Source organism: Staphylococcus microti, from assembly GCF_000934465.1.
Lineage (GTDB): Bacteria > Bacillota > Bacilli > Staphylococcales > Staphylococcaceae > Staphylococcus > Staphylococcus microti.
This window is the reverse complement of sequence record NZ_JXWY01000132.1, coordinates 17,976-32,712: the sequence shown is the minus strand read 5'-3', so window position 1 is coordinate 32,712 and position 14,737 is coordinate 17,976. Positions and strand designations below refer to the sequence as shown.

At 37.4% G+C, this 14,737-nt stretch carries 11 protein-coding genes; all 11 read left to right on the top strand.

What is annotated here, in order from left to right; all coding sequences use genetic code 11:
* Positions 1 to 100 precede the first annotated feature (100 nt).
* The 11 genes from TP70_RS10335 (at position 101) to dnaI (ending at position 14,401) form a co-directional block, all read left to right on the top strand.
* Positions 101 to 1,219, top strand: coding sequence for a citrate synthase (locus tag TP70_RS10335; RefSeq protein WP_044361479.1), 1,119 nt, complete (start codon positions 101 to 103; stop codon positions 1,217 to 1,219).
* Between the two features lie 48 nt (positions 1,220 to 1,267).
* Entirely contained in the window at positions 1,268 to 2,530 is a 1,263-nt protein-coding gene (gene icd / locus TP70_RS10330) for an NADP-dependent isocitrate dehydrogenase (RefSeq protein WP_044361478.1), read from the top strand.
* A 794-nt stretch (positions 2,531 to 3,324) separates the two neighbouring features.
* Positions 3,325 to 4,026, top strand: coding sequence for a response regulator transcription factor (locus tag TP70_RS10325; protein WP_044361477.1), 702 nt, complete (start codon positions 3,325 to 3,327; stop codon positions 4,024 to 4,026).
* Entirely contained in the window at positions 4,027 to 5,736 is a 1,710-nt protein-coding gene (gene pnpS / locus TP70_RS10320; RefSeq protein ID WP_044361476.1) for a two-component system histidine kinase PnpS, read from the top strand. It begins immediately after the preceding gene.
* A gap of 167 nt (positions 5,737 to 5,903) precedes the next feature.
* Complete coding sequence (gene polA, locus TP70_RS10315; RefSeq protein ID WP_044361475.1) at positions 5,904 to 8,531, top strand: DNA polymerase I; 2,628 nt, start codon at positions 5,904 to 5,906, stop codon at positions 8,529 to 8,531.
* Positions 8,532 to 8,550: 19 nt separating this feature from the next.
* The gene (gene mutM, locus TP70_RS10310; protein WP_044361474.1) at positions 8,551 to 9,423 is read left to right on the top strand and encodes a bifunctional DNA-formamidopyrimidine glycosylase/DNA-(apurinic or apyrimidinic site) lyase; all 873 of its coding nucleotides are present in this window, start codon (positions 8,551 to 8,553) and stop codon (positions 9,421 to 9,423) included.
* A 14-nt stretch (positions 9,424 to 9,437) separates the two neighbouring features.
* The gene (gene coaE / locus TP70_RS10305; protein WP_044361473.1) at positions 9,438 to 10,061 is read left to right on the top strand and encodes a dephospho-CoA kinase; all 624 of its coding nucleotides are present in this window, start codon (positions 9,438 to 9,440) and stop codon (positions 10,059 to 10,061) included.
* Between the two features lie 243 nt (positions 10,062 to 10,304).
* Positions 10,305 to 11,306 carry a glyceraldehyde-3-phosphate dehydrogenase gene (locus tag TP70_RS10300; RefSeq protein WP_044361472.1) on the top strand — a complete coding sequence of 334 codons (1,002 nt, stop codon included), beginning with the start codon at positions 10,305 to 10,307 and terminating at the stop codon, positions 11,304 to 11,306.
* A gap of 325 nt (positions 11,307 to 11,631) precedes the next feature.
* Entirely contained in the window at positions 11,632 to 12,102 is a 471-nt protein-coding gene (nrdR, locus tag TP70_RS10295) for a transcriptional regulator NrdR (protein WP_044361471.1), read from the top strand.
* Complete coding sequence (locus TP70_RS10290; RefSeq protein ID WP_044361470.1) at positions 12,102 to 13,481, top strand: replication initiation and membrane attachment family protein; 1,380 nt, start codon at positions 12,102 to 12,104, stop codon at positions 13,479 to 13,481. The genes nrdR and TP70_RS10290 overlap by 1 nt, the downstream gene beginning before the upstream one ends.
* On the top strand, positions 13,478 to 14,401 hold the full coding sequence (gene dnaI / locus TP70_RS10285; RefSeq protein ID WP_044361469.1) for a primosomal protein DnaI: 924 nt from the start codon (positions 13,478 to 13,480) through the stop codon (positions 14,399 to 14,401). Before TP70_RS10290 ends, dnaI begins: the two co-directional genes overlap by 4 nt.
* Positions 14,402 to 14,737 lie beyond the last annotated feature (336 nt).

Here is a 14,737-nt window from a genome sequence, read left to right as displayed (position 1 = left end):
ATGACGTTCTTAAAATGTTCACAAATTCGAAAAAATTAGATATAATACATGTATGAAAGCCGTTACATGAGAGCGAATATACAGTAAAGGGGAAATTACTATGGCAGAATTAATGAGAGGTTTAGAAGGGGTTATTGCAGCCGAAACAAAGATTAGTTCTATCATTGATAGTCAGTTAACATATGCGGGGTATGACATTGATGATTTAACAGAAAACGCACAATTTGAAGAAGTCGTTTTCTTATTATGGAACTATCGTTTGCCAAACGAAGAAGAGCTTAAAACGCTCAAAGAAAAATTATACAAATATATGACGCTCAGCCCACGAATGTACAGTCACTTTGAAGAATATACAACGGACAAAGTACATCCGATGACTGCATTACGTACATCAGTGTCTTACTTAGCACACTTTGATGATAATGCTGATGAAAATGACGAAGCAGCAATGCAAGAACGTGCGATTCGTATTCAAGCTAAAATCGCATCATTAGTGACATCATTTGCACGTGTGCGTCAAGGTAAGAAACCAGTGAAGCCAGACCCATCATTGAGCTATGCGGCGAACTTCCTATACATGTTACGCGGTGAAAAACCTACAGATGTGGAAGTAGAAGGCTTTAACAAAGCATTAATTTTACACGCTGACCACGAGTTGAACGCATCAGCATTCACAGCACGTTGTACAGTATCTTCATTATCAGATATGTATTCTGGTATTACAGCTGCTGTTGGTTCATTAAAAGGGCCTTTACACGGTGGTGCAAACGAACAAGTAATGCGTATGTTATTCGAAATCGGTTCAATTGATAAAGTAGATGCATATTTAGAAAATGCATTCGCAAATAAACAAAAAATTATGGGCTTCGGTCACCGTGTATATAAAAATGGTGATCCACGTGCCAAATACTTGAAAGAAATGAGCCGTAAAATTACAGAAGAAACAGGTCAAAAAGAACTTTTCGAAATGTCAGTTAAAATTGCTGATATTATCAAAGAAGAAAAAGGCCTTTTACCAAACGTTGACTTCTATAGTGCGACTGTTTACCATAGCATGGGCATTGAACATGATTTATTTACACCAATCTTTGCGGTAAGTCGTACGGCTGGTTGGACTGCACACATTTTAGAACAATTGGCAAACAACCGTATCATTCGTCCACGTGCAAACTACATTGGTGAAACAAATCGTAAATACGAGCCAATTGAAAATCGCTAAAATATTTTCAGATTACTATTTAAACTACTTTTTGGAGGTTATTTAACAATGAGTGAAAAAATCGTTAAAACGGACAATGGATTACAAGTACCGGATCAACCAATCATCCCATTTATTATTGGTGATGGTATCGGACCAGATATTTGGCAAGCAGCAAGCCGTGTCATTAACGAAGCTGTTAAAAAAGCGTACGATGGCAAAAAAGAAATTGCATGGAAAGAAGTTTTAGCAGGTCAAAAAGCATTTGATGAAACAGGCGAATGGTTACCAGCTGAAACATTAGATACAATCAAAGAGTATCTCATCGCAATTAAAGGACCATTGACAACACCAATTGGTGGCGGTATTCGTTCATTAAACGTTGCGCTACGCCAAGAATTAGATTTATTCACATGTCTACGTCCAGTGCGTTGGTTCCAAGGTGTGCCATCTCCTGTTAAACGTCCAGAAGATACGGATATGGTTATCTTCCGTGAAAATACTGAAGATATTTATGCTGGTATTGAGTTCAAAGAAGGCTCTGAAGAAGTTAAGAAAATTATTGATTTCTTACAAAATGAAATGGGTGCGAAAAACATCCGCTTCCCAGAAAGTTCAGGTATTGGTATTAAACCAGTATCAAAAGAAGGTACAGAACGCTTAGTGCGAGCGGCTATTCAATATGCTTTAGATAATAACCGTAAATCTGTAACACTTGTTCATAAAGGTAACATTATGAAGTTTACAGAAGGTGCTTTCAAGCAATGGGGTTATGACTTAGCTGAAGCAGAATTTGGCGATAAAGTATTTACATGGCAACAATATGATCGCCTTGTAGAATCAGAAGGCAAAGATGCTGCAAATGCGGCACAAGAGCAAGCTGAAAAAGATGGTAAAATCATCATCAAAGATTCTATTGCAGATATCTTCTTACAACAAATTTTAACACGTCCAGCTGAACACGATGTTGTAGCAACAATGAACTTAAACGGTGACTACATTTCAGACGCATTAGCTGCACAAGTAGGTGGTATTGGTATCGCACCGGGTGCAAACATCAACTATGAAACAGGTCACGCTATTTTTGAAGCAACACATGGTACAGCACCAAAATATGCAGGTTTAAACAAAGTTAACCCATCATCAGTGTTATTATCTGGTGTCTTAATGTTAGAACATTTAGATTGGCAAGAAGCAGCAGACTTAATTACAGCGTCTGTTGAGAAAACAATTGCATCTAAAGTGGTAACATACGACTTTGCGCGTTTAATGGACGGGGCAACAGAAGTATCTACATCAGAATTTGCAGATGAATTAATTAAAAACTTATAAGCATTACAATCGTTTCGACGAAGAAATTCTAGATAAATCAAAACAAGAGGTTAGGCACATCACACGTGTTTAACCTCTTGTTTTCTTAGGGTTGTCTATTTTCTAGGCTGGGTAGCTATTAAAAGTATCTAGTTTTATATATGAAACAGCTGAGTGTGTCCAAGCGTACAATTTTGATGATGTGCGCTTTTTCAAGTACCATCGTTTCTTTATTGCTCGCTTTCCTGCAGGCCTCGCTCGAACTAATAAACGCTTTAATTTGAAGTATTAAGAAGCGTTTCTGGATTTCTCGCTTCGGCTTATGCTGCAAGGAGTCTCGCAATAGAAACGATTACTTCGTGACGCAAAATACATACGTCAACATAATAGGCGTCCTAGCTATTACCACGTAACGTTTAAGCAACATAACGCGTTAGGCTGTCATTGACAGGGCATTGATACAAGAAAATCAACAGTATTCATACTTTGAAATTATTATAATTTTGATTGACACGCCAGACAACACGAGATACCTTTTTCTTCCCAACACTTGTACAAACATATAGTAGAGTTGTTCGTAAGTTTTAAGAAAATACGCGAAGCTATTCCTATCTCCCGAATACTTTGTAAAAACTTCTAGTGCTTTTTTCAGATTTGTGTCATACATAGAATATTGATAACGGCAAACATTCATAACAGAAATACATTGCTTGTTTTAAAAATTGTTAAGTTCATATTAAATTGTTGTAAAATCGCTGATTGCTATGTAAGGTGTACGTTATAATAATGTTAAATTAACTGGGAGGTACACATAAATGGTTCAAAAAGTGCTGGTTGTTGATGATGAACATTCAATTGTAACATTATTAAAATATAATCTTGAACAAGCGGGCTATTCAATAGAAGTGGCACAAGATGGCGAAGAGGCATTGGAAAAAGTGGATGCGGTTAAGCCCGACATTGTGGTGCTTGACTTAATGCTTCCGAAAAAAGACGGGATTGAAGTGTGTAAAACGATCCGTGCCAATAAAAATGCAGTACCTATTTTGATGTTGACTGCTAAAGATGATGCCTTCGATCGTGTATTAGGCTTAGAACTCGGTGCAGATGACTATATGACAAAGCCTTTTTCACCGAGGGAAGTTGTTGCCCGAGTTAAAGCGATTTTACGTCGTGTGACATCTGCAGAATGGCAACAAGATGATGAAGATGAAGAAATCCATATCGGTTCATTGCGTATCCGACCGGACTTTTTTGAAGTATATCGTGATGATGAACTTGTTGAATTGACGCCGAAAGAGTTTGAACTGTTATTGTATTTGATTGAACGTCAAGGGCGTGTCATCACACGTGAGCATATGTTGAACTCCGTATGGAATTATGAGTTTGCAGGTGATTCAAGAATTGTCGATGTACATATTAGTCATTTGAGAGAGAAACTTGAAGACAATCCTAAGCAACCACAACTGATTAAAACTGTGCGTGGTTTGGGTTATAAATTGGAGCGACCTAAATAAATGATTAAATTTTACCATAAGCTTTTATTGATACTTACAACTATTATCGTTGTAAGTTTTCTTGTACTTGGCTTTTTTGTACATAACAGTATTTATACGACAGCAGTCACACATCAAAAAAAAGAAACGAATCAAGAAGCGAAACAATTAATCGCTGCCTATCAAACGGGTGATAATGCCCAATTGAAAACACTCGCACAACAATTTGAGACAGATGTTTTGATTATAGATCAAGATCGAGAACATGCGATTGATGTACGAGATCAACCATCATTAAAAGCACATAAAGCGCAATTGTTGAATGATTTAAAGAATCACACGAGTGTGTATCATCTAGACAATAAAAAAAGTGTGTATACGTATGGCTATCAGCAAGATAACATGACCATTTTAATGAGTGGTCATTTCGTGATGGTCTATGATTTACAACTGCAATTTTGGAAGTATCTGATTTTGATTAGCATGATTACGCTCGGTTTTGTTTATTTTACAGTGCGCTATATTAATCGAACATATATTCAACCAATTAATGAAGCGTCTTATGCGGCTGCATTGTTGTCTAAAGGCCATTACAATGTCCGTATTCCAGAAAGCAGCGTGAAAGAGACGAAAGACCTTTATATGTCTATCAACGTATTAGCACGTCGCTTGGAAAAGCTAAATCATGCACAAAAGATGCAACGGAATCGTTTATTAACAACATTAGAAAATATTCCAAGTGCGATTTTGATGATTGATAAACAAGGAGAGGTTGTTGTCGCGAATAAAACATATAGCGATATGTTTCATAATGGTGAAAATGTGGAGCTTCAAAACTATGAAGTGGTGTTACATCCAACATTAAAAGCACTTATTGTAGAAGGCTTCAAAGTCGAAAAAGGTATTTATCAGCAAATTGAAATACATCTTAATGATATTCACCAGAAGTTTTTCGACGCCGCTTGTGTACCGATATTGACACGCAAGAAAAAGCGCCTACAAGGGATGGTTATTGTGTTGCATGATATTACGGCGTTGAAAAAGCTTGAAAATTTACGCCGTGACTTTGTGGCGAATGTATCACACGAGTTGCGAACACCGATTACGTCTATTAAAGGTTTTGCGGAAACTTTAATAGACGGTGCAAAAGATGATGCCGCGTCATTAGATATGTTTTTAGACATTATTTTAAAAGAATCTAATCGCATTCAGTCGCTCGTTGAAGATTTGCTTGATTTATCCAAAATTGAACAAAATGCCGCGTTAGAAAAGCATCGGATTGATTTGTCGCACGTGGCACGCAACGCCTTATCAAGCATTCAACCTATTGCACAATTAAAAGATATTACATTAGTTGATGATATTGCTTCAGATGTTTATGCAATGGCGGACGAAGATAAAATAACACAAGTCATTGTGAACTTAATGACGAACGCTGTGAATTATTCTGCTGAATCAAAAACAGTTACTTTGCGCGTCTATACAGAAGCAAATTATCAAGTGATTGAAGTGATTGATGAAGGTATCGGAATTGCGCCTGATGAAAAATATCATATTTTTGAACGTTTTTATCGAGTGGACAAAGCGCGTAGCCGTGACTCAGGTGGCACAGGCCTTGGATTATCGATTACAAAACATATTGTTGAAGCGTATCAAGGCAAAATAGAAGTGCAATCTGAAGAAGGAAAAGGCTCGACGTTTAAAGTAACGTTACCCGGACAGATAAAATAAACATTGGAAAGTGGAATGGCTAATGCTGTTCCGCTTTTTTTGGCCATTGAAAAGGGGACGATGTTTAACTATCTAGCACGCGTTACTTTTTCAATTTGGCGTGACAGATGAGCTTTCAACACGTTCTGTGATAAAATATAACTACTAATACTGTTGGAGGGAATACTGTGGACAAACTGATACTAATAGATGGTAATAGTTTAAGCTTTCGTGCTTTTTACGCGTTGCCATTGTTACAAAATAAAGCGGGTATCCATACGAATGCGATTTATGGATTTGCACGCTTATTAGAAAAAGTTTTAAAAGAAGAACAACCGACGCATTTTCTTGTCGCATTTGATGCAGGGAAGACGACGTTTCGTCACGCGCAATATGCCGATTATAAAGGGGGACGTCAAAAAACACCATCTGAATTAAGTGAACAGTTTCCATATATTCGCCAATTGTTGGCAGCGTATGCGATTCAGACGTATGAATTAGATAATTATGAAGCAGACGATATCATCGGAACGTTAAGCCGTGAAGCCGATGAAGCGGGCATGCAGACGATCATTATTACAGGAGACCGTGACTTAACACAATTAGCATCTGACAACGTGACCATCTATTACACGAAAAAAGGTGTGACAGATGTTGATCACTACACACCTGCATTTATTGCTGAGAAATATCAAGGTTTAGTGCCAAAGCAAATCATTGATATGAAAGGTTTAATGGGAGATGCATCGGATAATATTCCGGGTGTTGCAGGCGTTGGCGAGAAAACGGCATTGAAGCTATTAAATCAATTCGGTTCGGTAGAAGGCGTCTACGAAGATATTGACGCAGTATCGGGTAAAAAACTGAAAGAAAAGTTACTTGCAAGTAAAGATGATGCATTGATGAGTAAGACACTAGCGACGATTAATCGAGAAAGTCCGATTAGTGTAACAGTTGCTGATACACGTTTACCTGACAACTATGATGAGACCGAGAAAATTGCACTGTTTAAAGAATTGGAATTCCGTCAATTGTTGGAAGAGGTTGATCAGACACCGAGTGAAGAAACGCCAACGAAAACGTTTGAAGTGTCGACGGATTTATCACGTATTGACTTTGATGCGCTAGAGGAAGCTGTCGTACATATTGAAGTTTCAGGTGCCAACTATTTAAAAGATCCATTATTAAAATTTGGTATTTATGATGGCTCACATTATATTGTAACGTCAGTGGAGGCACTATGTGATCATCAAGCTGCCGTTGATTGGTTACAAAATCCAAAAACTGCGAAAGTAACATATGATGCGAAAAAATTATTTATTGCGATGAAGCGACTCAATATTGAATTGAAAAATGTTACATTTGACGCGATGCTCGCAAGCTATTTAATTGATCCTTCACAAACAATTGATGATGTAAGCTCTGTGATGTCACGCTTTGCAAATACACATGTACAAGATGATGTTGCCATCTATGGTAAAGGTAAGTCCTATCATGTGCCGGAAGATGATGTGCTTAATACACATATTGCGTCTATTTTAGATGCGCTTCAAACATCACAATCGGAAATGACGGAGATACTTGAGTCACACCAGCAACTTGATTTGTTAACAGAATTGGAACTTCCATTAGCACAAATTTTAAGTGAAATGGAATATACAGGTATTTATACAGATAAAGCGACATTACAAGTGATGGAAAAAGATTTACAACAGCGTTTAGATGAATTGATTGAAACGATACACGAACAAGCGGGTGAGGATTTTAATTTGAATTCATCCAAACAGCTCGGTGTTATTCTTTTTGAAAAACTGGGTTTACCAGTGATTAAAAAGACGAAAACGGGTTATTCAACGGCCGTAGATGTTTTAGAAAAATTGGAAGGACAACACCCAATTATTGAAAATATTTTAACGTACCGTACGTTATCGAAATTGCAATCAACTTATGTAGAAGGGCTTCAAAAAGTGATTTGGGATGATAATCGTATTCATACACGTTTTAATCAAACGTTAGCACAAACTGGTCGCTTATCTTCTGTCGATCCGAACTTGCAAAACATTCCAATTCGTCTAGAAGAAGGGCGTCAAATTCGTAAAGCATTCAAGTCATCACATGAAGACTATGTTATTTTAGCGGCAGACTATTCACAAATTGAGTTGCGTGTATTGGCGCATATAACGGGTGATCCGACGTTACAAAAAGCATTTATTGACAATGAAGACGTGCATACGACAATAGCGATGAAAGTGTTTAACGTTGAGGCAAAAGACGTCACGTCGTTAATGCGTCGACAAGCGAAAGCTGTAAACTTTGGGATTGTATATGGTATTAGTGATTATGGTTTAAGCCAAAGTTTAGGTATCACACGTAAAGAGGCACAACAATTTATCGACGATTATTTAGCGCATTTCCCTGGTGTGAAAACGTATATGGAAACAATTGTTCAAGATGCGAAACAGCAAGGTTATGTTGAAACATTGTTACATCGTCGTCGTTACATTCCGGATATAACGAGTCGCAACTTTAACAAGCGTGGTTTTGCGGAACGAACAGCGATGAACTCGCCAATACAAGGAAGTGCTGCAGATATTATTAAAAAGGCGATGGTTGATTTTTATCATGCAGTTCAAGAAACAGATTTCAAAGCAGAGTTGTTACTACAAGTACACGATGAATTGATATTTGAAGTACCAAAAGAGGAAGTCGCTGCTTTTAGTAAATTTGTTGAAGAGATTATGGTGAATGCCTTACAATTAGACGTTCCATTAAGCGTTGAGTCAGAATACGGCCCAACATGGTACGATGCGAAATAGAAAGAGAGTTGGGTAAATAGTGCCGGAATTACCAGAAGTTGAACACGTTAAACGCGGAATTGTGCCACACATCGTGGGACAACAAATTATAGATGTGACATTTTCAAGTAAAGTAAAAGACGGAAAAGAATCAGGGAAAGAAACGATTATTAAAGGCATCACTTTAGATGACTTTAAAAAGTACAGCATAGGTTACACGATTGAAGACGTGACACGTCGCAGTAAATATTTATTGTTTACACTTAAGCATGGATCGAGCCGACGAAATCTCATTTCACATCTTGGTATGGCGGGTGGTTTTTTCGTTGCACGTGAAGTGGACGACATCGTTATACCGAATTACCGCAAACACTGGCATGTTGTGTTTCAGTTAAATAATGGATTGAAGTTGATTTATTCAGATATTCGACGTTTTGGTGAAATTCGAAATGTTGCTCAACTTGCAGATTACGCATCTATTTTAGAAATAGCACCTGAGCCTTTTTCTGAAGAAGCAGAAGCACATTATTTGAGTCAGTTCACACATAAAAAATATCAAAAAATGCCAATTAAACAAATGATATTAGAACATCGTGTGATTGCGGGATGTGGTAATATTTATGCGTGTGAAGCACTTTTTGATGCGGGTATCAATCCACATACGCCTTCGAATGAATTGACAATGGCACAACGCCAAAAAGTGTTTCAAAGTGTTGTGAAAGTGTTAGAAATGGGTATACAAAGTGGTGGAACAAGTATTTCAGATTACGTTCATGCTGATGGTCAGCGTGGTACGATGCAAAATAATTTAAAAGTATATAAACAAAAGACATGTTCAGTCTGTGGTAGCGATATTACAACAGCTATTATCGGTGGAAGAAATACACATTATTGTGAGCATTGTCAGCAATAAGAAAGAGGGAAATTATGCCAAAAGTAATAGGATTAACAGGTGGAATTGCGACAGGTAAATCAACTGTTGCGCAATTATTGTCAGCACATGGTTTTAAAATTGTTGATGCGGATATTGCCGCACGTAAAGCCGTTGAAAAGGATTCTGAAGGATTACAACAAGTAAGAGAAGTGTTTGGTGAAGCGGCAATTACTGAAACAGGCGAAATGGATCGTGCTTATGTCGGCGAACAAATATTTTATGACAGTGCATTGCGTGAAAAGTTAAATGCCATTGTACACCCAAAAGTACGCGAGATTATGGATGCTGAAAAAGAACAGTATTTAGCAGAAGGGCACAATGTCATTATGGATATTCCGTTGTTATATGAAAACAAGTTGGAAGATACGGTCGATGAAGTATGGCTTGTGTATGCCTCAGAATCGATTCAAGTGGATCGTTTGATGGCACGTAATGACTTATCAATTGAAGATGCGAAAGCACGTGTTTATAGCCAAATCTCAATCGACAAGAAGAGTAGAATGGCGGATGTCGTCATTGATAATTTAGGCACGACACTAGAACTTAAGCAAAATGTGGAGCAACTTTTGATTCACAAAGGCTTTTTAGCACCATACTCGGCAACAGAAGAAGCATAGAATAGACAAACGTACGTCAATTTATTAATCGAATTGGCGTGCGTTTTTTTATATCAGTATGGCACAATGAAACAATTTACAAATTTTAAGATTTAGCTTACTTTTAAACGCAAATAATTATACATTCAACAATCGAATTATATGCTATAAGTAAAAATTATAAGGAAAACGGTTTCATTTATTTAATAATATGTTATACTCATGAATATAAGTATAACACATTTTTAAGGAGTGCTTTTTAACATGACGACAAAGATTGCAATTAATGGATTAGGTCGTATCGGCCGTATGGTTTTACGTATTGCATTAAATAATGAGGACATTGAGGTAGTAGCAATTAACGCAAGTTACCCACCTGAAACAATTGCCCACCTTATTAAGTATGATACAACACACGGATTGTTCAACAAACCAGTTGAAGCAACTGAAAATGGTATTAAAGTGGATGGTAAAGAAATTCAACTTACGTCAGACCGAAATCCAGAAAATTTACCATGGAAAGACTTAGGCATTGATATTGTTGTAGAAGCAACAGGTAAGTTTAATCATGGAGATAAAGCAATTGCGCATATTAAAGCAGGCGCGAAAAAAGTCATCTTAACAGGACCATCAAAAGGTGGCGACGTTCAAACAATCGTTAAAGGTGTTAACGACAAAGACATCGACGTTGATAAATATGAAGTTTTCAGTAATGCATCTTGTACGACAAACTGTTTAGCACCAGTTGCGAAATTATTAAATGACAAGTTTGGTATTGTCAATGGTTTAATGACAACTGTTCATGCGGTCACAAACGACCAAAACAACTTAGACAACCCACATAAAGATTTACGTCGTGCACGTGCAGCTTTTGAAAGCATTATTCCAACTTCAACAGGCGCTGCAAAAGCACTCGCACTCGTATTGCCTGAATTAGAAGGTAAATTACATGGTATGGCATTACGCGTTCCAACTAAAAATGTGTCACTTGTTGACTTAGTTGTTGATTTAAAACAATCTGTCACAAAAGAACAAGTGAATGAACTATTCCGAAAAAATGATCTTGATGGTGTCGTTGAAACTGTTGACGTACCACTTGTATCAGACGACTTTATGACAAACCCACACTCTGCAATTATTGATGCACCATCAACAATTGTGATGGGAGATAATAAAGTAAAAGTATTAGCTTGGTACGACAATGAATGGGGTTACTCAAACCGCGTTGTTGACGTATTACAATTAATCGCTGAAAAAATTAAATAATTAATGATCTTATAAATAACGCAATTAAAGGCTGAAACTTGAACACTGATTCAGGTATTCAGCCTTTTTCTATTGTTATTTTGGATGTGTATGTATACAGTTTATGCGTGCTGTTTGTCATCATATATGTACGGTCATTTACATAACACCTCGTAGTTTTTGTATTCTCGACAGAAATTCATAATACTACATATCTGAAATGCTATTTTTTCGATGTTCAAACTCTAAACGATTGGCTCGTACCCTCTAACATTCCTCTAGCTTTTGCTATCTCAATGTTTATAGTATAATGAAACAAAATTCTTGTTAAGAAGGTGACAAAGTCGTGAAATGTCCAAAATGTAATCATACTCAGTCTCGTGTTGTCGATTCGAGACATGCGGAAGATACAAATGCCATCAGAAGAAGACGTGAGTGCGACCAATGTGGTACACGTTTCACTACTTTTGAGCATATAGAGATGAGCCCGTTAATTGTCGTTAAAAAGGACGGGACACGCGAACAATTTAATCGAGAAAAAATTATCAACGGTCTGGTGCGTTCATGTGAAAAACGTCCAGTTCGTTTTCAACAGTTAGAAGAAATTACAAACAAAGTAGAATGGCAATTGCGTGAAGCGGGTATTGCGGAAGTATCATCACGTGATGTAGGAGAATATGTCATGGATTTATTAATGCAAGTGGATCAAGTATCGTATGTGCGATTTGCATCGGTTTATAGAGAGTTTAAAGATGTTGATCAATTATTAGAGTCCATGCAAGGAATTTTGAAAGAAAATAAGCGGAGTGAATCTTGATGTCGTTATCTATGCATCATAACCAATTACGGCCACATGATGGCTTTTGTGTTGTTCGACAATTTCATCATCAAGCGATACATGATGATATATTAGGGCGTTTATTTATCCCATTAATTGGTGCAGAACCGATTGGGATTTATCAATTTTTAAATCAATTTAGTCATAGTACGTTTGAAGATGGTTTGACGCATTATACATTAATGTCTGAACTGAAAATCAATTTGATTAAGTTTCGAGAGCATATGGATTTATTAGAAGGTATTGGTCTTGTGAAGACACGTGTTCGCCATGCTGATGACACGACGCAGTTTGTGTACCAACTGTTACCACCACCAAGTGCACATGACTTTTTTAATGATCCGATGCTATCGATTTACTTTTATCAAGTGGTCGGTCAACAACGTTATCATCAGCTGAAATCTCATTTTGTGATACCACAACCTGATTTAACAGGCTTTATGGATGTAACGAAAAAGTTTACTGATGTTTTTAAAGTGCCAAAACAAACGCTTCATACACGTGAAGAAGGGCTTGCAGAAACCACATATAATGGTGTGGATCTGACAGACATCTCGTTTGATTTTGACTTGTTAGCAGATATGTTGCAAACACATTATATTAGTAAAGATATTTTAACTGGACCGACACGTACTTTAATTGTGCAACTAGCGACACTTTATCGTATTCCACCTGACGAAATGAAAACGTTAATTTTAAAATCGCTTAATAGTGATCAAAGCTTGTCATTGCTTGATTTACGGAAACAAGCGCAGTCACACTTTTTAGTTAAAAACCAGCAAACATTACCAACGCTTCAACAAACAAAATCAAGTACAGCGGAACATTCACTTGATGAAGCAGATAATGACGGAGTGGTCGTTGAAAATTGGGATGACTGGTACAACTTAATGGACAATACGAGTCCGGTTGTGATGTTAACGTCTTATGGCGGATCTGAACCTCCACTTTATCAAAAGCGTATGATTGAGGAACTGATGGAACGTGAAGGCTTTAGCTTTGGCGTAATTAATGTTTTGTTGCAGTATGTTATGCAAAAAATTGATAATAGTTTGCCTGAAAAATATGTCTATGCCGTTGCATCTACGTGGAAAAAGAGCGGTGTTGTCGATGCGAAAACAGCATATGAAAAAGCGATGGACACGCAACGTAATGAAACACGTGCGCAAGAAAAAAGACATCAGCCACAACGCCAACAACATTATTCTAATGGCCCGGTTTATGAAGAAAAACCACGTTGGATGACGCATCCAGAAGAATTTGAATCGAAAGAAGAAGATCCAGAGGCGTTAGAACGTGACGTCAATGCTTTCTTGAATGAATTGAAAAAAAGTCGAAAGGCGGGTGACGAGTCATGAAATCATTTAATCAAATAATGGGATCTAATGATGCGATCCAAAAGCGTATCGAGAAGATTAAGCAGGATGTGATTAAAGATCCGGATGTTAAAGCGTTTTTAGAAGCGCATCAAGCAGAAGTGACGAATGCGATGATTGAGAATGATTTGAATATTTTGCAGGAGTACAGGGATCAACAAAAGCACTATACAGATAATCACACCTATGAAAACTGCCCCAACTTTGTGAAAGGGCATATTCCAGAGCTATATATTGAACACAATCGCATTAAAATTCGTTACAATCCATGTCCGTGTAAGATTCGCCATGATGAAGCACGTATTGCGAATAGTATGATCACATCGTTTCATATGCATCCAGATACATTAAATGCGAAGTTAGAAGATGTGCATATGGATAGACGTAATCGACTGGAGCTTGCAATGCAGTTCAAAGCATTAATAGATGACATTGTTGCAGAAAAAAGTGTAAAAGGGTTCTACTTGTATGGTGCACTCGGTACGGGTAAGTCTTTTATTCTCGGTGCGATTGCAAATGAATTAAAGGATCATCATGTGCCGACGACGATTATTTACGTCCCAGAGTTTATTCGCTTGTTGAAAAATGGATTTAAAGATGGTTCGACAGCAAAACGTATTGAACAAATTCGTAATGCAAAAGTGCTGATACTTGATGACATTGGTGCAGAAGATATGACGCCGTGGGTGCGTGATGAAGTACTCGGCCCGATATTGCATTATCGTATGATTCAAGAAATGCCGACATTTTTTAGCTCCAACTTAGATTTTGATCAATTGGAAGAACATTTAGCACGTACGAAAAATGGTGTAGAGTGGACGAAAGCACAGCGAATTATGGCGCGTGTCAAAACGTTATCTAAGCCTTATAAATTAGAAGGCGAAAATTATAGAAACCATTGAAAAAATGAAAAATAGCGTTATAATAGAGATAAATTCATATTGTTAACCAATTCGAGGATATGACATGATGTTTAAATTATACAGAAAGCTGCCGGTGATGAGAGTGCAGTTAATGCGGCATGATGTTACTCCCTCTGATAGATAGTGTTTGTAATGAACACTCGGCTCAAGACCGTTATCTTACGTAGAGATGTTGCACATTTTGTTGTGTAACGAATTTAGGGTGGTATCGCGATGACCTCGTCCCTTTGTTGGGATGGGGTCTTTTTATTTTGTTTGAACGCACCATATGCCGCTTTTTCAACAAAGAGATGCAGTTCGATTTGCCGGGTTAAC